The organism is Leptolyngbya sp. Heron Island J, from assembly GCF_000482245.1.
Lineage (GTDB): Bacteria > Cyanobacteriota > Cyanobacteriia > Phormidesmidales > Phormidesmidaceae > Leptothoe.
This window is the reverse complement of sequence record NZ_AWNH01000115.1, coordinates 141,843-160,345: the sequence shown is the minus strand read 5'-3', so window position 1 is coordinate 160,345 and position 18,503 is coordinate 141,843. Positions and strand designations below refer to the sequence as shown.

Sequence of the window (18,503 nt, the reverse complement as noted above, 5' to 3'; positions counted from 1 at the left end):
TAATTCAAACTTCAAACTACGTTGCCGATTCCTCTAGGGTGACGGGACGTTCAACCTCGGTGGTTTGATCGGAACAGTTAACCTGAGCAACCGGGGTTAGATCCTGGGAGGGTTCTTCACCCGTACGCGGCTGCAATGTCCGGGGCAAAATGGTACACACTTTTTCAACGTAGTAGCCATTTTGCTTAGCAGTGGGTCCTAGCCAATTGGCCCGTAACCTAATCTGATAGCCATTGGACATGGATTGAGGGCGGGGGGCATCCAGGCTCCAGAATACGCTTTCATTAATAGCATTGAGAATAATACCCTCAGCCACAGAATTAATGCTGTTATCCAGGTTTAGCAGCCACCGCTCCACCCGAGGCCAGGGAGTATTATCAAGCTGTTTAACCAGATTATCCGCCGCGCTGGTCAACAGGGCATCGGCCTGGGAATTAACATTACCATTGTTGCCAAACCGATAGACAAAGGCACTATTGTCTAAATTTTCAGCCAGCAGGCTAGGATATTCAAGAAACCAATTCTGGACCCGAAAGTAAAACATAATCCAGCTGCTGAGTAATAAATTGATCAGCAACAGAACAATCAGATCCTGGCGGACAGCCGGTTTAGGTAATGATAAATCCAGTTTCCAGTTACAAAACTTAGGAATAGCCACCAGAATTGTGGCCACAATTGGCCAGCTGGCCATCGCTAACTGCAATCGTTCGGTGGTCCAGGGACGAAATATAAATACACAGATAACGGCGGCTGTAATCCAGGGGCTGATGGAAATATAGCCCAGCCTGACCGGATTGTCAGTCAGCCCCCACCAAATGGCAATGGTCAAAAATAGCCAGCTGCCCGTACTGAGGATGCCAACGGTAACCGGCGTGGCTTCACTGGCTTCAGCCAGGGTGGCCATTCCCCAGGAAAACAAACTGAGGAGCAACAATGTTTGCCAGGATAAATAGCGAGGGGGAGTGATTAACCCACGCAGATTATTAATGGCATCCTTGAGTACGTCAATCATGCGACACTCCCGAGAATGTAAGACCGCATTATCAACAGCAGCAGGATGGCACTAAAGCTCAGCGCATTGGCCTGCAGTACTGCGATCGCAAATTGGGACGCCGCTTCTTTATATAGTGTGGTGCCGGTCCGAGAGCGGCTATAGCGTTCTTTCCGGCTTAAATCCTTCGGCTTATCCGGCAAATTCCAGGTACCCAGGGCTCTCATAATTAGTTCCAGGCCTTTGAGCTTGATAATCAGGGTCATAAAAAAAGCAACCAGCCCGATCACTAAAATGATCCATCCCATTTGAGGTTTGAGGCTATTGTTGATCAAATTATCAAACAGCACATAGCTAATCACCTGGGCCTGCAGGCGAGGTTCAAATAACGGCTCGATGGCCAAGAAGGCAAACCAGCCCACCACCACCGCCAGCAGGTTAACAGCCGCCGCGTAGCGAATGCTAGGTCTATAGCCAAGACGCAGCCTCTGACGTAGCACCATAGCTTCTAAGGCAATGGCAACCAATAAAAATAAAAGTTGAAAGATTACCGCTTTGAGCGGAAACACCGGTTCAAGTTCGCCCATAGGCCTGTCCGAGAATCTCAGACATTAGGGTATACCTAATTTGGAAAGAAGAACATCTAAATACTATGAATGCCGTATTTAATTTTGGCGATTTTGGGATATCTCCGTAGGGACATTCCACGGACCATCCCTACGGAGATGCCTAACGCTACAATTAAACACGGTCCACCTATACCCCAAACCCTCCCATGGTTCGTTCCGGCATCGGTATTCGTACCGCTCAAAAAACATCAGAACGTATGGTGGGGCAAATTCATGTATACGACGGTGAGGGTAAGGGAAAATCCCAGGTAGCGCTAGGGGTGGTGCTGCGCTCCATCGGGTTAGGTATCCAAAACTTTCTGGAAAGTCGGGTGCTACTGCTGCGGTTTCTGAAGGGACCAGGGCGCACCTATGACGAAGATGCGGCGATTGAAGCACTGCAGCGCGGCTTTCCCCACCTGATTGACCAGGTGCGCACAGGCCGAGCCGAGTATTTTGGGGCCAATGAAATCACCAAATTTGATAAACAAGAAGCTCAGCGAGGGTGGGATGTGGCTAAAGGTGCGATCGCATCTGGCCTCTATTCCGTAGTGGTGCTAGACGAGTTAAACCCGGTGCTTGATTTGGGCCTACTGGACATTGACGACGTGGTCCGTACCCTGCGCCGTAAACCCGACTACCTAGAAATCATTGCCACCGGGCGTAGTGCCCCCACCGCCTTGCTAGAGGTGGCCGACTTGCACTCGGAGATGAAACCCCAGCATTATGCCACCTCCGAAATTCCAGGATTGAGCGGCATTGAAATTTACACAGGAGACGGTAAGGGTAAATCCACCAGCGCCCTGGGTAAAGCGCTCCAAGCCATCGGCATCGGCATCAGCCAAGACAAGTCTCATCGGGTCATGATCATTCAGTGGCTCAAGGGCGGTAAGGGCTATACCGAAGACTCAGCCATTGCAGCTCTGCGACAGAGCTATCCTAACCTGGTAGACCATCAACGCTGCGGTCGCGATGCCATTGTCTGGCGAGGGCAACAGCAAACCATTGACTATGTTGAAGCTGAGCGCGGCTGGGAGATCGCTCGTACGGCGATTGCGTCCGGGCTATATAAAACGATTATTCTTGATGAGCTTAACCCCACTGTCGATCTGGAGCTGCTGCCAGAAGAACCGATTGTGCAGGCGCTATTGCGGAAGCCCAAGGATACAGAAGTGATCATTACTGGACGCTGCAAAAATCCCCCGGCATATTTCCAACTGGCCAGCGCCCATTCGGAAGTTTTTAACCATAAACACTATGCTGAACGCGGTGTAGAGCTAAAGCGCGGCGTAGACTTTTAATCCTGGCCACTTTCTGCCATATAGATGCGTTAGGATCGCACCAGCAGTTTTACTTTAGGTCTCTAAACATAATGGCAAAGGTTGAAATCTACACTTGGACGACCTGTCCCTTCTGTATTCGTGCCAAACGACTGTTGGACAGCAAGGGTGTTGAATATACCGAGCTCGTGATTGATGGCGACGAGGATGCACGGGATGCTATGGCTGCCCGCGGCTCCGATGGTAAACGGTCCGTCCCCCAAATTTTTATTAATGATGAACATGTTGGTGGCTGTGACGCGCTGCATGCGCTGGATGCTAGTCAGAAACTGGATGAGCTGCTAGCGGTATCAGCGTAACAATTAGTAACAACATTTGCAGGAACGTTCCCTGGAACGTCTTTGATTTTTGTGGGGGGCATTGTATACAATACCTCCCACAAAAATCAACATTCTAGCCACCCAGCAACAGTTCTAAACGCCATAGCCCAACAGCACAGAGATGCTGACAGTAGCGGCCAATCAGGCGCTTTTCTTTACCGGATGGACGACAGTCGAGATGGCTATAGCGAACGACTGCGATCGCGATTTCTTTAGCATGATCCTGGGGTACCCCAACTCTCATAAGCTGACACCAATACCTGGCACCAAGGCGCTTAAGCTTTTCTCTTTTGGAGATTTTCCTAGGAGTTGATGATGGGTTTCTCTCTAGCAAAACAGTTGCGGATGACTGCATAGTAATCCCCCCTCCATATAAGCGGGTTAATGTGACTCAGGAAGCAACAAATCTTATCGAACATGGCCAATCTGTTGATGACGATGTTCGACCCAAGAACAGCAGTTTACAAAAACAACTGCATTAGTAAAACCATCAATCCCCTTGGTGAATATGCTGACCCTATGTAAAGTCTCTACAGACAGTGAGGAGACTATTTCAACTGTATTCAAGTTATGAGGGATTAGGTGTGATTTGCTCCCTACTCCTTTGTTTGTTTGATCACACCTGCGATGTGCACTTCATCAATTTATGCCTAAAACCTTTGAAAAAAAGGTAGGATTTCCTGCCTAAAGCTGCAGCGAGGACAGGCGGGCAGCACAGATATGCTCATGGTATTGACTAATCAAATACTTCTGAGTTGGTGATGGGCTGCTGTCTAAATAAATAAAATGAATAATTGCGATCGCCAGCTCTCTAGCATCTTTAAAGGGCACTCCTTGGTTTACCAAACGTTGCCAACAGCGAGCCCCCATTCGCTGCATATTCGCGGCTTTAACCGTTGGCATTGGATAACTGTTGGACTGAGGCTGAACAGGAGTGGGTAGAGACAAAGACTGCATGATGTGACGCTCTTAAACAGGTGTGGCAGTTAATGTGTAGATTCAGACCGAGCAAGTCAGCAGCTTTAATGATGTCCATCTGTGGCCAAAGATGAGCTAGCTAACTCACACTGTTGTTTTCAACACCCTTATTAGAAGAATAAAAAAATCGCGCACACAAGACCATCAGCAATCCTAGTAAACGTCTACGCCAAAAAGCGGAATAGGCGTTCTAGACTACGGCAAAACCAACATAGTTACGATGGAGACATCCATCCTCAGTCACTTAATCAGGGATGGACTCCCCAGGGCTAGACGATGGGTTGTCGCCCAAAAAAGCCGGTCATCACCCGTAAAATCATCCGCTTAAGGGGGATCGTATGTTCAATTAGCCACAAGCCTGTACGACGTAACCACACAAGCGGTAGCAGACGATTGGAAAAAACCCGATTTAGCAAGTCGGTCATGGCTAAAATCAGCCAGTTTTCAGTCCGTCGCCAGCGTTCGTAACGCTTAAGTACACGTATGTCGCCAATGGATTCTCTGCGAGTGTGGGCCGTCTGCAAAATTTTTGCCAGGGCAGCTGCATCCCGAATGCCCATATTGAGGCCCTGACCACCCACCGGGTGGCAGCAGTGGGCCGCATCACCCACCAGGGCAATACCAGGCTGGACATAGCGATGGCTCTGCATCAGCCTTACCGGAAACATCATCGGCGGTCTCAGCATCTGCAACTCACCCATGTCGTTGCCATACCGGCGGCGGAGTTCTGCCATAAACTCATGCTCGGGGAGAGCTAGCAAAGCCTTAGCTTCTTCATGGGGAGCCGTCCACACGACCTGACAGCGATTACCTGGAAGCGGCAAAATAGCAAAGGGACCACTGGGCCAAAATCTTTCATAAGCGGTGTTTTGGTGCGATCTCGCTGGGGCTAGCACTGTCGTAATGCACGATTGCCAGTAAGCCCAGCCTGAGGTTTGAATGCCAGCATAGTCCCGGATTGTAGATCGGGCTCCGTCAGCACCCACCAATAGCCGGGTATGTAATATCTGCCGCTGACCGTCACGCTCCAGGGTCAGCTGTGTGCCTGTTGATGTGGCCTGTACATCCACCAGAGTGGTTTCGTAATAGAGAGTAAGCCGATGGATATTCGTAGCGAGTCCCTGGAGCGCCCCGAGTAACACGTGATGCTCTGCACCATAACAAACAGCGGCAGCAGGGCTATCGGTTGGATAAAAGTTAACGGTTTTACCATAGTCTGCATCAGACATGCGTACGCGCTGAAAATGGGTAATGTAAGGCCCCACCTGTTCCCAGAGCCCCAGCTGCTGGAAAATACGCGCCGACATCAGAGAAAACGCATAGGCGCGATCGCGAGCTATAGTCTTTGCCCGACTGTTGACCTCAACAATCGTCACAGTCAGACCACTGTTACGCAAAGCACAGGCCAGGGTCAAACCCACCACACCAGCTCCCACAATCGCAACGTCTGTGTGAGAAATTCGCTGTTGCTGAATGGGAGTTTCGTTCAGATAGCTAGCGGTAGAAGCGTTCAAAATAGCTCAATCATTGCAAAGTTATCTTTTTATTTTTACGCGTTCGTCTAAACGTGGCAACTTAAAACATACCGGCCATCACAATGGACCAATCCACAAACTGACTATCGTCCGTAACACATGGGTAGGATGCCTCAAATTATTGGGCCTGGCGGCACTCACATCCCCTGAAGAGCAAGCATATCGCCAGTGTATAAATCTTGTTTTCCCGTCAGCAGTCGTCTCTGATGCACTGATAAAGCCAGCTAAAGAGTGGTGTGACAATCAGGCGGGCGGTATGAATATGAGCTTTGAGCTGGGCACTCTACTCTAGGCTATTTTGTGGCCACGGAATTAATCTACCGTACCGTCAATCATCGGTATCAAAGGGTGCAGCCGATTTCTAAAAGAAAATGCACTAAAAAAACGCACTGATGAATCGAACTTCAACATCATCTGAATTTGCGCAGGAAGTTTTAAGTCTAACCAATGAATTTAGAGCTGAGCACGGTTTATCACCGTTGACGATGAGTCAAGAGCTCACTATCACGGCTCAAAATTATGCTCAACTGATGGCTGAGCAGGATTTTTTTAGCCACATCGGCACAGATGGTTCTGCCCCATGGGATCGAGCAGCCGCCCAAGGCTACACAGCCAGAGCTGTGGGGGAGAATATTGCCGCTGGCCAGGATACACCCGCAGAAGTAGTGCGGGAATGGATAAGGAGTGACAGTCATCGTCAGAATTTGTTGAACCCCGACTATACGGAGCTGGGAGTCGGATACTTTGCCCTCGAAGACGATCCTGGCCAAGTAAACTATGGCCACTATTGGACCCAGCTATTTGGCAGTGGTAATCTAACCGCTACTGGAGCCTTGGAGGAAGAGGACGCCATTGCGGTAACGCCCCGTGCCCTAGAAAACAATGAAGATAATTTAGTAGTCAGGGTTCTAACCTTGACCGACGAGGGGACAGTAGAATTGGGTGACTCAATGCACTATCGTCTGGAGCCTTGGAGCAGAGAGCCAGATATCCAAAGCCTGTTGGTTGATAGCAACCATGCCCCCCATGCGGCGATGGCGTTGATCCAAGTAAACAGTCATTCAGCATTAACAGACTATTTACTGAGTCCTGCATCCACAAACTTAGCGATCGGTGGATAAGTAAATTAGAGAAACGCACAGTGGTCAGAAAAGCTGAGTGTTTAGTACCACAAAGCCCTGACCACTGCGTATAGAGTCTCCTCTATGGGCAAAGCATAAAATCAGAACGCAACTGCGCTCGAAAAGACACTTGGCCCCAATGTAGACACTACACACGCCATCACCCAATCAGCGTGCAAAACGACTGTAGACAATGGCGTCTCCCCTAACAGGCTGATGGGGTAGTGACTTGCCTGAAAGAGGTTTAAACATGGATACTCGACGGAAAATTAGACTGTGGGGTCAACGCTGGTTGGCTATCGCTTGCTTGGGCAGCCTGGGCTGGTTGGGGCTAGTTCCACCACCAGCCAGAGCGCAAACCCAGCAAATGTGCATTGATGAGACCAGCTTTTACCTACGAACCATTAGCGAACGAGCAGAGTGGGGACGCACTGCCCTCAAAAACGGGTACATCCAACCAGCCGTCGAACATCTTACAAAGAGCTTAGAAATGACCGGCACCCTCGATGTCGGCTTCAGGGCAACCAGTTTGGAACACTTTATTGAGGCAAACAGTGCCAGTACCGGTTGGCTGATCCATGAAGTAGATCAGCTGATTGCCCTGGGAGAAACAGACGCCGTCCGCACTGTGCTCACAACAGCCAGTCAGGTGGTCCAGGGCATGCCTAATGGCTACAGTGCTTTAAAGATTCGAGCCTTAACCACAATCGCCAGAGATTATGCAGCCATTGGTGAGCAAGCTGCTGCCCTTGAGCTGCTTTCCCAGGCCCGGCAGCTTGAGACTACCGTGCAGGGATCAGAATTTAAAGCCAACGCTCTGATAGCCATTGCCCAAGCCTATGGGACCATGGGAGAAGATGCTGATGCGATCGCAACTGCCAGCCAGGCATTACAACAGGCTGAGACCGTTAACTATCCAGACACAATCAGACGGGATAGAGCCCTGGAGGCTATTGCTATTGTTTATACTCAAGCAAACAGGCTGGACCAGGCTCTACAGCTGGCTCAATCCATTGAATACCCTTACTTTCGAGAAAACGTAATCGGCAGAGCAGCCCTATCAGCCGCCAAGGCAGGACAGATGGAGCAGACAGCCAGTTTAGTCCAGCAGTTAACCCTCGATCAGCCAACCGTTCAAACTCTGAAAGAGATTAGTATATATCTAGCCAACCGTGGAGATGAACAACAGGCCCAGCTATATTTTGACCAGACCATTGCAGCAATTGAAACCTACGGTTATCCAGGACCCAGCTTTACTCAAACCATGCTTGACGCAGGGTTGGCTGACACTGCCCTCAAAGCCTTAGAAGTTGCGCCACCGGGGCGGATTAGGGCAGATGGTCTGATGGATCTTTTCAACCACTACGCCAATGGGGGTAACACAACTGCAGCCAGGGATGTGTTGCATCAGGCAATGACAGCGACGCTTGAGGTAGAACAAGACTATGCCCAGCAAGAACTGTGGGAGACGATTCTTCGACATGCTATTCAGCTAGAGGATTATGAATTAGCACTCTCGACCGTTGAAACCCTGGTGGCCAGAGGCATAACATTTAACCAAATATCGGACTACACCAAAATTGCTGTTGCTGCCGCCAAATCGGGGCAAACTGATTTGGCCCTCAAAGTTACCGAGCGCATTGACCCGAGTTATACGGCCAATAAGCGGCGAGTCTGGGGTGAGATCGCGGTAGCCGAATCTATGGCTGGGAACTTTGATACCGCTTTTACCATGGCAGAGAAGACAGAATCTCCCTACTCACCTGAGTATGCCCGAGTCTTGGTGAGAATTGGACTACAGCAGCAACAGGCTGGTCTATCGGAAGCATCAGCGACAACAATTAATCAAGCGATTCAGGTAGCAGAGACTTTAGAGTACACAGCAGATCGTTTGGCAGCAATTAATACCATTGCCGTAGAACAGTATCAGGCTGGCTTGAGTGAACCCGCCAATAAATTGTTAGACCAGGTATTGATCCTGATCCAGCAATCGGTCGATTCAGCTGATTCCTTTGATTCCTTTACATTTCAGATGGTTGCCGAGAAGTGGATTGAGATAGGAGAGGAGCAAGTAGCATTGAGGGTAATGGATGCAATTGCAGAAGTCCAACCTGAAAATCCTCTCTGGAAAACACTGCTAGTTGATCGATTAATTAATCAAGGAGACTATGCCACTGCGTTAGACATTATTGAATCCCGTGCTCCATCTACCATTCAGGCTGAAGAAATAATACGCATTGCGGAACTCTACTTAAAAGCAGGACAACCTAACCTGGCATCACGGCTTTTAAACCGCATCTACACTACTTCTGATGTCAGTGTAAATCAGCTGTTACGCATAGGTGAATTATATTCTCATATAGGACAGGTAGAGTCTGTTTCATCAGTTTTAGATCGTGCATTTGAGATCGCGCAAACGATTCCTGGTGAAGAATCACAGATAATCTACGTGCGGGAAGATCTCGCAATTGACGACAACCAAGATCGGGGCAGTTTCTATGAAGAGATTGCCATTGCCTATGGTAGAATCGGGGCCTTTGATCGGGGACTGGCCGTTGTTCAGGCACTACAGGATAGTACGACTCGAGAACAAGTAATGACTCGACTAAATTGTTATCGTGATTTTTGATAAAACGTCATTACGGCAAACAACGCTTGAGCCCTAAGAGATAATGTTTCACTACCAGCCATCTCTGTTCTAAATCAACTTAAAATTTAGGTGCTGTTGAGTGCATGGGTGGACAGTGGTATCTGATACATCTCTACGGCAGCCCCATAATGGGATAGTGCCAACGCTCTTTTGCATGTTTCTGCAATCAAATTTAGTATTTTCCGTAGCTCATTTGGCTGGTTTCATGGCTGTATAAAACTGACAACTTTCTTACAGTAAAGTCAAACCTGCAAAAGAGCTTGACACCATGCAACTTGATAACCTCACTGACCTGATTCAAAAAAGCGTTCTACTAGCGTTAAACTTTATCGATGAGTTGGCAATCTTCACATTAACCCGGTTCGGCTTGCACTGGCCTTGGTTGCATTGGATCAGCACTATTCTGTTGGTCATTACTATTGCGTATTGGGGTATTCGTCTGTGGCGCTACTGCTATCGACTACAGCAGCAAGGCTGAGCACAGCTTTACCATAGAAATCAAGCTCTCATTTGCTACGGTGTCATTAAACGTAGACGTCCCGCTAACACACTAGAACTGGTCAGGCGTAGAAGCATCTTTTTCATTGGATGCATAGACAAAGGAATGAGCACGGAGGCATGAGAAACATACTGGCAGTAGCCAATTTCAGGATTCTAGATTGTCCTCACCACCGCCATCTAGAGTAAAGCTAATCGATACAACAAAACCGTCGTGTCAAGCTTGACACGACGGTTTTGTCTTAGGAGAAACACGCACGCAGACTACTTATCCTGAGTATCGTTATTCTCCCGGCACGTAGCTGGTGTGGTCAACTAATAGTTAGAGAGATAGGTTTCCAAAATACTGAACTGCTCAGGGTTGAGGCTGTAATACATCCAACGTCCCTGTTGCCGAGCCGTCACTAGGCCCGCTTGCTTAAGTGTTTTGAGATGGAAAGACAGTTTTGACTGAGCAATACTTAGACGTTCACACATATCGCCAACACAAAACTCTCCTTCGCGCAGAAGTTCTAATACTTGAATGCGAATGGGTTCTGATAGCGCATGAAATCCTGAAAATACGTGTTCCTGATTAACTGAACTGTGCATGGTGATCGATTGAATAAAAACTAAACCCCGTATTCAAATGTTGGTAGGCTGAATAACACTTACCTAAATCATTTGAATTTTTTTCCAAATTAGCTAAGGTGTCGACAGCAGGCCATCCGGACAAATACGCGAGATTTGTTTACATCAACTGTTCTCTAATTGATGAGATAATCGCTAAGGCAATCAGCGCAGCTGTTGTTGCGCGTAATATTCCGGAACCAAGAGAGGTTTCTTGGTAGCCATGTGCGATCGCAACCGCGATTTCCCCAGACGTCCAGCCCCCTTCCGGACCAATCACCACTCGAATCGATTGCTGAGGAGAATCATTCAAAAGTGCTTGTGCACAAGGCAATAGCCCAGGTGCCTTGACCCTGGCAACACAGAAATAGTTCCCTGCAGAGACAGACTCTGATGCGATCCAATCCGCAAATTTTAGTGGCGATTTGATCGTCGGCACATAGCCCCGCTCACATTGCTCCGAAGCTTCCTGGGCAATCCGCTGCCACCGATCCAACTTTTTGGCACTTGGGTTCAAAAGCGTACGCTCACTCAGCAAAGGTTGCACATCCGTCACCCCCAGCTCAGTCGCCTGACGGACCACGTCATCAAATCCAGTTTTAGGCAAGGCTGCCGCCAACTCCAAGGTCACCGGGCGCACCGACGGCACCAGCGTAGAAAGGATTTGCGCACAGTCTGAGGTTTGCGTTAGTTGACTCTGCCACTGTTGCCCCTGACCATCCTGGGCAATAAACACATCGCCGGGTTTTAACCGTAGCACCCGGCGCAGATAATGAATTTGCTCGCTGGTCAGTTGCAACGTGTCGGCCACCCGTTGGCTTGAACTAATGGTAATGCGCTGCATTCGCTAATTTTGAGCTGCTCCCCACTAAACTAATCAAGAGTTTAAGTCGGATCAGGGTCAACGCACACCAATAAAACCAGACTGTTCGATCAATGATTGCCCTTCCGGCGATAGCAGCATATTGGCATAGGCTCGCCCAGCCATCTCATCCGTATCGCCATCTGCTTTCACAATCACAAACAGTCGCCGAGTCAATGGGTATTCACCACCACGAAACCCAGTCTCATTCACAGTGTTTTCGTTATCTAGACACTCACTGCCAGTGCGCCAGGGAGCTGTAAACGGTGGAACAAAATTATCAGGTTGATTTTGGGATGCGAGAGGGATAGCATAAATGGAACATTGATTGACGATTTCAGGAGCCGAAGCGTAGTAAATTCCACCTCGATTGCTCAACACCTGACGCAATCCTGTAGTGGTATCACCGACAAAGGTTACGTTTTCTCCATAGGCAGGTGCATCAATAATCGCTTCCAAAAAGTACTGGGCTGTACCAGCGGCCTCAGGCGAACGACTATAGGCACTAATTGGCAGATCAGGACCACCCAGTTCTAACCAATTGGACACCTCCCCTCTGTAAATTGCCTGCACTTGCTCAACCGTCAGCCCCTCCATGCCCAAGTCTGGATGAACTGCTAAAGCAATGCCATCAATGGCCACTGGAATTTGCTCCAGGCTATAACCACGTTGCTGGGCCACCTGATATTCATCATCTTTGACCGATCGAGACGATTCGGAAAAAGACAGCTGGCCATCTAAAAGCATCTGAATCCCAGTGCCTGAGCCAGGTGCCTCTGTAGCCGGCAGTGTATATCGTAATTGAAACTCGGGAAATGTACTGGCAATAACCTCGTTCACAGGATTATGTACCGGAATCCAGGTGGTGCTGCCTCCGTAGTTAAATAGCCCCTGCGGCACATTTTGAATGTCTTTTAATTGATTTGTCGGCGCAGGGATGCTGGTGTTGTCACTATCAGAGGTTGCCACTGGCGCTGAGCCACCCCCACCCCCAACCACCCATGTGAGTAAGCCAAATACCCCACCAACTAGCCCCAGACCGGCCAGGGTAATTACCATAAGCGTTTTAGTTTGCTGTTGCTGCATAGCGATAGTAAATATGTTGACTGACAGCCGTGATACCTCGACGGTGCCCCTGAAGTAGCCACCATCAGGAAATCTATAATGAGTTTTAATAAATTCAAAATTTATTGAAACTTTAGTCTACGCCAGTGGTGGAGAAGCCCGCGCAACCATCGGCATAAATGTACGGAAAACCAACCGGAACAGTCAAGCTAGTTACGAAGAATTAGTTAGAGCCACTGACCCAGCCTGTCAGCAAGGTTTAACTATACTTACCATTGATTTTTAGCTGTTATCGATACATTTACTGACCTACCTGGGCACACCTGCTGATCAATGTCCTTGAGTGTGAAATTTAAACGAGAAAGCTTAAGCCGCCGCCGTTTTATGAGTCTGTAAAATTATCTCAAATATATAAAATATAAAAACTATGACGAATTTTCCTGATGCTAGTTTGGAATTGTTTGAGTAATGGTGATTACTATCTGAGGCTGAGTTTGAGCGCCCTGCCGTTCAGATCAGCAGGCTCAAACAGGCACTGATCCCTTAGTTACTTCCGTTAGAAAAAACGCTACAGCATTCAGTCCATCAGGGTTTTCCTTATGTCAGCAGTTTTGAAAATTGGCGATTCAGAACTTGATATTCGCACATTGCTAGAGCGATTACAGCAGCACCAGCTTTTGCCCAGGCTGGTGCAGGAAATCGTCGTGGACCAAGCCATCGCATCCATTAACTGCGATCTCGAGGAGGCCTACAAAACGTTTTGCCATCAGCGTAACCTTGTGACTGAGCAGCAGCAGCAGGCGTGGCAGGCGCAAAACAAGCTAACCCAAGACCAGATGTATATGATGGCCCTGAGAGAGGCTAAAATCGCCAAGTTTAAGCAAGAGACCTGGGGACATCAAATAGAATCATATTTCTTGGAACGCAAGGTTAGTTTAGATCGGGTGCTCTATTCGCTGATTCGGACTAAAGATCCGAGCTTGGCCCAGGAACTCTATTTTCGTTTGAACGACGATGGTGAGTCATTTGCCGACCTGGCCCGACGATATTCTGAAGGGCAAGAGGCTCAAACAGGCGGATTGATTGGCCCGGTTGAACTGAGTGTGCCTCATCCGATGATTGGCCGGATGCTTTCAGTTAGTCAGCCGGGACAGCTGTGGTCCCCCACTCCTATCGGTGAGTGGTACGTAATTACTCGTCTAGAAAAGTTCGTACCGGCACAGTTTGATGAATCCATGCGTCAGCGTCTCATGGATGAACTCTTTAAAACATGGCTTAAAGAAACAACGCAGGCGACAGCGGTCCAACCCCTTGTGTCTTGATCAAGGCATTAGCGCTTATGCACGCATAGCTCTTATAACTTATGACTTATACCGTTAATCCTATACAGCAACAGCTAAGCGATACCGAGCCCTTTAACTGCTTGCCAACGGAGGTATTGCAGAGTTTGGCTGATACGAGCCAGCTGCTGAGATATCGCATGGGTCAGCCTATCCTCAGGCGTGAAACCATGCCGCACCAGGTGATATTGATTAAAGAAGGTCAGGTGCGGTTGCTGGGCTATGACCCTTACACCAAAAATCCGATCACTCTGGATTTATTAGGGCCTGGGGATATCTTGGGTCTAGCAGGGCCAGCGCGGGGAGTGGCGTGTGAAAGTGCGATCGCATCCACTGAAATCGTTGCAGTTGCCATCCCCATCACGACCATCAAGCAGCTGATTCCCAACCATCCTCAGTTTGCCAACGCCGTCCAAAATCAAGGCTACTTAGCCGAGCTTTTTGAAATTCTGAGCCAATACTTCGAAAAGCAGGCCCATAATATCGGAGACATTGCCGAAATCACTACCACCATTCGCAATGAAGGGATTGCCATTCAAGAAGTACCCGCTGGCCCCCTCAAGCACAGCGACCTGGATCAACGGCATCTATGGTTTATCAGCCGTGGTAACATCGCCTTTCATGAACAAGGCAGTCAGCTAAGTCCCACTGCCGCCTCCACAGAAGTACTGAGCGCTAACGGTGCTCGTCTAGTCGGGATTCCCCACGTTACCCTGGCAGCCCAGGTAGAAACTAAGGCCGCCGAGGCTCTCGATGCCGACCTCTGGGAAGACACTTCCACAGCATCCGCCCCCGAAATTCCCTACGCAGATGCCATTCCCCAAGGCTTCGACCGCGATTCTGAGCAGCAAAGCAGTAACGTAGACTATCCCCATATCCGGGCTCGCGGTGAAATGGATACCCTGGTGGCTTGTTTTGAGATGCTGGCCAAGCACTTCAACATGCCCTTTAAACGCGACGTCGTCCGACGAGTGTTAACCAACCAAAAAGCACGTTTGGGGCAAGTCTCCCTGGCATCCTGCGGAGCCGTGGCGGACATGCTAGGGCTAAAACCCCAACTGGCCAAAGTCCCTGCTAGTGCCATTGGTCGGTTACCAAAGTTGGCCCTGATCAGGTGGCGTGATAGCTACGCCCTGCTATATGAAACCTCAGCTCGACAATATATCATCGGCTGTCCGGAAGATCGCGAAATTGTGCGCCATTCCCCCCAGGCCTTCGAGGAAATCTGGGGCTCTGACGGTGAAGTACTGCTGCTAGAGACCACAGCGCAGACACCCCAGCAGCGATTTGGGCTGTCATGGTTTGTGCCTTCCCTACAAAAATATAAGTGGGTGCTAGTCGAGGTACTGGCCGCATCGTTTTTCTACCAAATCTTTGGTCTGGCCAATCCCCTGATGATTCAGGTGATTATTGACCGAGTAATTGTGCAGCAGAGCGTAGATACGCTACATGTGCTTGGTATTTTCCTGGTGATTGTGGCCGTCTTCGAAGCAATTCTCGGCAGCCTGCGCACCTATCTGTTTGTCGATACCACCAATCGGATCGACATGACCCTGGCCTCCCAGACCATCGACCATCTGCTGCGACTGCCGCTTAAGTATTTTGACCGGCGTCCGGTGGGTGAACTGTCCAGCCGTGTGAACGAGTTAGAAAACATCCGTCAGTTTCTCACCGGTACGGCCCTCACCGTTGTGCTGGACGCTGTTTTCTCGGTGGTGTACATCATCGTCATGTTGATCTATAGCGTCAAACTGACGGTGGTTTCTCTGGCGACCATTCCTCTGTTTTTAGGACTAACCTTTTTTGTTTCGCCGATTGTTCGCCGTCAGCTGCGGGCCAAAGCCGAGCAAAACGCGAAGACTCAATCATTTTTGGTGGAAGCCCTATCGGGTATTCAAACGGTTAAGGCCCAAAACATTGAACTTAATACCCGCTGGAAATGGCAGGACCGTTATAGCCGCTATGTCAGCGATGGCTTTAAGACCGTACTAACGTCCACAACAGCTAGTTCTGCCAGTAATTTCTTAAATAAGATTTCTGGTCTGCTGGTGCTGTGGTTCGGAGCCTTCTTAGTGCTCGAAGGTGAACTCACCCTAGGTGAGCTCATCGCCTTCCGCATTATTGCGGGCTATGTCACCCAGCCACTGCTGCGTCTGACCCAGCTGTGGCAGAACTTCCAAGAGACGGCGCTGTCCTTGGAGCGACTCAGCGACATCATCGACCATCCCCAGGAACAAGAAGAAGAGCAGCGCAGCCAGATTCCGATGCCGGATATCAAAGGCCATGTGCGTTATGAAAATGTTTCCTTCCGGTTTGGGGCCTCCGGTCCGTTGCAGCTCTCCAACATCAACGTTGAGTTTCCAGTGGGGCAGTTTGTGGGGCTGGTGGGTCAGAGCGGCTCGGGTAAAAGTACCATGATGAAACTGCTGCCGAGGCTGTACGAGCCCAATTCAGGTCGCATCCTGATCGATAACTACGATATTAATAAGGTTGAACTATATTCCCTGCGGCGACAGGTGGGAATTGTGCCCCAGGATAGTCTGTTGTTTGAGGGGACGATTCAAGAAAATATTGCCCTGACTAACCCCGAGGCTACGACTGATGAAGTGATTCAGGCTGCTCAAATTGCCTGCTGTCATGAGTTCATTATGGGGTTACCAGTGGGATACAACACTCGGGTGGGCGAGCGGGGGTCGTCCTTATCGGGAGGTCAGCGACAACGAATTGCGATCGCACGCACCATTTTACAAAATCCCCGTCTACTAATCTTGGACGAGGCCACCAGCGCCCTCGACTACGACACCGAGGCTCAAGTATCCAACAACCTGATGAAGTGGGCCAAAGGCCGCACAGTTTTCTTTATCACCCATCGACTTGGAGCCTTACGTACAGCCGATCACATCCTAGTCATGGACCAAGGATCGATTGTCGAAGCAGGCACCCACGATCAACTCCTAGCCCTCCGGGGACGTTACTACTGTCTAAATCAGCAACAAGGGAACGGTTAGTCATGACATCTCAACAAGTACAAGGTAGCGGTGCCAGCCAACCCCAACCCTTTGATCAACCCGTTATCTTGCGGCAGTCTCCCGTGTGGTCACGGGCCATTGTTTGGGCAATTCTGGGTGTTACCAGTATCAGTATTCTCTGGGCATTTCTCGCCAGAGTCGAAGAAACCATCCCAGCCCAGGGCAAATTAGAACCCGTAGATGTAGTACAGCCGGTCCAAACCCCCAGCGGTGGCGTGATCGAAAAAATCCATGTCAGAGAGGGCGATTTAGTCGAAAAAGGTGACGTCCTCATCACCTTCAATCAGTCAGCCGCCAACGCTGAACTAGAGTCATTACTGCAGATTCGAGAATATCTCTCAGAGCAAACTGAAATCTATCGCGCCCAAAATGGCAACGGCGATGGCAATGCTGTTAGCGAGATAACCGCCGCCGATCTGCAACAGCGGCTAGAAGAAAGGAATCAGTTAGAAGCGAGCAATCGCATCTATCAGGCCCAAATTAATGGTGATACGGCGGACTTATCCGCTGAGGCCGCAGCCGATGTCACCATTGCCAGGGGAGAAATCCAAACACGACAAATCCAAAACCGTGAGCAAATTAAAGACTTGGAGGGTCGTCTGAGCCAGGCCCGCTCTGAACTGCTTAATGCCGAAAATGATTTAAGAACTAACGAAGAAATTCTGAGCCGATTAGAGTGGCTAGAAACCGAAGGAGCCGTTGCAGAGCTGAGCCGATTACAACAAGAACAAGAAGTCAGCACTCGATTAACGCGGGTCAACACCTTAAAGGATGAAATTAGCCGTCTCAATGCTCAAATCAACCAGGCTGAAGCTGAAATTGAGCGGGCTGAACTCGAATTTGAACGTACCCGTCGCGATCAAATTCGCAACAATCGGGAACGCATTTCCGCCATCGACAGCACCCTGGGACAAACCGTCTTACAAAATGAAACCCAGCGGCAAGAACTGGGTAGTCGCATTGCCCAGCTTGAAGAACAGCTACGATTTCGCGAGTTAACGGCCCCAGTCCGCGGGGCCGTCTTTAACCTCAGGGCCAACCAACCTGGCTATGCCGCTAACTCCACCGAACCGATTTTAGAAATTGTCCCCCAAGACAATCTCATTGCCCGCGTCTTTATTCCCAACCAGGATATTGGTTTTGTACAGCTGACTGATGATTGTCAGGTTGCCGTCCAGAACGATAACCAGGCAGGGATTGAAGCCGAGTGTCAACAAGTTGATGTGCGGATCGATGCCTTTACCTACAGTGAATACGGTGATATTGATGGGTATTTAGTCCATATTGGGGACGATGCCTTGCCCCCAGATGAGATTTATCCGTTCTACCGATTCCCCGCCGAGATTCAGCTAACATCTCAGGTGCTCGAATCTAGAGGTGAAACCTATACGCTGCGGTCTGGGATGTCGATCAATGCCAACATCAAGACCGAAAAGCGTACGGTCATCTCATTCTTTACAGACCTGTTTGTGCGCAAGAAGGATAACTTCTTCTCTAGATAAGAGCATGAGGTAGGGCCTCTCTAGTAAACCCAGTGCAAAAGGGAGCATTCTGTAG

The 18,503-nt window shown here is 49.4% G+C and carries 16 protein-coding genes; 8 read left to right on the top strand and 8 right to left on the bottom strand.

The window, feature by feature from the left end:
- Positions 1-16: 16 nt before the first annotated feature.
- Positions 17-1,012 (bottom strand): DUF5357 family protein, encoded by a 996-nt coding sequence (locus tag N836_RS71045; RefSeq protein ID WP_023076833.1) that lies wholly within the window; start codon positions 1,010-1,012, stop codon positions 17-19.
- Positions 1,009-1,578 (bottom strand): filament integrity protein FraC, encoded by a 570-nt coding sequence (fraC, locus tag N836_RS71040; RefSeq protein ID WP_023076832.1) that lies wholly within the window; start codon positions 1,576-1,578, stop codon positions 1,009-1,011. Before fraC ends, N836_RS71045 begins: the two co-directional genes overlap by 4 nt.
- Before the next feature lie 188 nt (positions 1,579-1,766).
- Between fraC and N836_RS71035 the strand changes: the two genes are divergently transcribed.
- The gene (locus N836_RS71035; RefSeq protein WP_023076831.1) at positions 1,767-2,900 is read left to right on the top strand and encodes a cob(I)yrinic acid a,c-diamide adenosyltransferase; all 1,134 of its coding nucleotides are present in this window, start codon (positions 1,767-1,769) and stop codon (positions 2,898-2,900) included.
- Between the two features lie 71 nt (positions 2,901-2,971).
- Positions 2,972-3,238 carry a glutaredoxin 3 gene (grxC, locus tag N836_RS71030; protein WP_023076830.1) on the top strand — a complete coding sequence of 89 codons (267 nt, stop codon included), beginning with the start codon at positions 2,972-2,974 and terminating at the stop codon, positions 3,236-3,238.
- 94 nt (positions 3,239-3,332) lie between these two features.
- On the opposite strand, the gene N836_RS76835 is transcribed toward grxC, so the two are convergent.
- From N836_RS76835 to N836_RS71020, 3 genes are all read right to left on the bottom strand, one after another.
- Positions 3,333-3,614, bottom strand: coding sequence for a hypothetical protein (locus N836_RS76835; RefSeq protein WP_161635058.1), 282 nt, complete (start codon positions 3,612-3,614; stop codon positions 3,333-3,335).
- A 329-nt stretch (positions 3,615-3,943) separates the two neighbouring features.
- Positions 3,944-4,216 carry a hypothetical protein gene (locus N836_RS71025; protein ID WP_023076828.1) on the bottom strand — a complete coding sequence of 91 codons (273 nt, stop codon included), beginning with the start codon at positions 4,214-4,216 and terminating at the stop codon, positions 3,944-3,946.
- A 290-nt stretch (positions 4,217-4,506) separates the two neighbouring features.
- Complete coding sequence (locus N836_RS71020) at positions 4,507-5,751, bottom strand: FAD-dependent hydroxylase (RefSeq protein ID WP_023076827.1); 1,245 nt, start codon at positions 5,749-5,751, stop codon at positions 4,507-4,509.
- Positions 5,752-6,164: 413 nt separating this feature from the next.
- Between N836_RS71020 and N836_RS74275 the strand changes: the two genes are divergently transcribed.
- From N836_RS74275 to N836_RS71010, 3 genes are all read left to right on the top strand, one after another.
- Positions 6,165-6,893, top strand: a complete 729-nt coding sequence (locus N836_RS74275) for a CAP domain-containing protein (protein WP_023076826.1) — start codon at positions 6,165-6,167, stop codon at positions 6,891-6,893.
- 250 nt (positions 6,894-7,143) lie between these two features.
- Positions 7,144-9,522: a tetratricopeptide repeat protein gene (locus N836_RS71015; protein ID WP_023076825.1), complete on the top strand. Its 2,379-nt coding sequence runs from the start codon at positions 7,144-7,146 to the stop codon at positions 9,520-9,522.
- A gap of 289 nt (positions 9,523-9,811) precedes the next feature.
- On the top strand, positions 9,812-10,021 hold the full coding sequence (locus N836_RS71010) for a hypothetical protein (RefSeq protein ID WP_023076824.1): 210 nt from the start codon (positions 9,812-9,814) through the stop codon (positions 10,019-10,021).
- Between the two features lie 335 nt (positions 10,022-10,356).
- On the opposite strand, the gene N836_RS71005 is transcribed toward N836_RS71010, so the two are convergent.
- From N836_RS71005 to N836_RS70995, 3 genes are all read right to left on the bottom strand, one after another.
- On the bottom strand, positions 10,357-10,632 hold the full coding sequence (locus N836_RS71005; protein WP_023076823.1) for an ArsR/SmtB family transcription factor: 276 nt from the start codon (positions 10,630-10,632) through the stop codon (positions 10,357-10,359).
- Between the two features lie 139 nt (positions 10,633-10,771).
- The gene (locus N836_RS71000) at positions 10,772-11,494 is read right to left on the bottom strand and encodes a 16S rRNA (uracil(1498)-N(3))-methyltransferase (RefSeq protein ID WP_023076822.1); all 723 of its coding nucleotides are present in this window, start codon (positions 11,492-11,494) and stop codon (positions 10,772-10,774) included.
- A gap of 57 nt (positions 11,495-11,551) precedes the next feature.
- Entirely contained in the window at positions 11,552-12,598 is a 1,047-nt protein-coding gene (locus tag N836_RS70995; protein WP_023076821.1) for a PstS family phosphate ABC transporter substrate-binding protein, read from the bottom strand.
- Between the two features lie 578 nt (positions 12,599-13,176).
- Here N836_RS70995 and N836_RS70990 point away from each other — a divergent pair.
- From N836_RS70990 to N836_RS70980, 3 genes are read left to right on the top strand one after another with little or no spacing between them, the layout of a single operon-like run.
- Positions 13,177-13,899, top strand: a complete 723-nt coding sequence (locus N836_RS70990; protein WP_023076820.1) for a peptidylprolyl isomerase — start codon at positions 13,177-13,179, stop codon at positions 13,897-13,899.
- A 41-nt stretch (positions 13,900-13,940) separates the two neighbouring features.
- Positions 13,941-16,925 (top strand): peptidase domain-containing ABC transporter, encoded by a 2,985-nt coding sequence (locus tag N836_RS70985; protein WP_023076819.1) that lies wholly within the window; start codon positions 13,941-13,943, stop codon positions 16,923-16,925.
- Positions 16,926-16,927: 2 nt separating this feature from the next.
- A complete protein-coding gene (locus N836_RS70980; RefSeq protein WP_023076818.1) occupies positions 16,928-18,448 on the top strand; it encodes an HlyD family efflux transporter periplasmic adaptor subunit in 1,521 nt (506 codons plus the stop codon).
- The last annotated feature ends 55 nt before the right edge of the window (positions 18,449-18,503 follow it).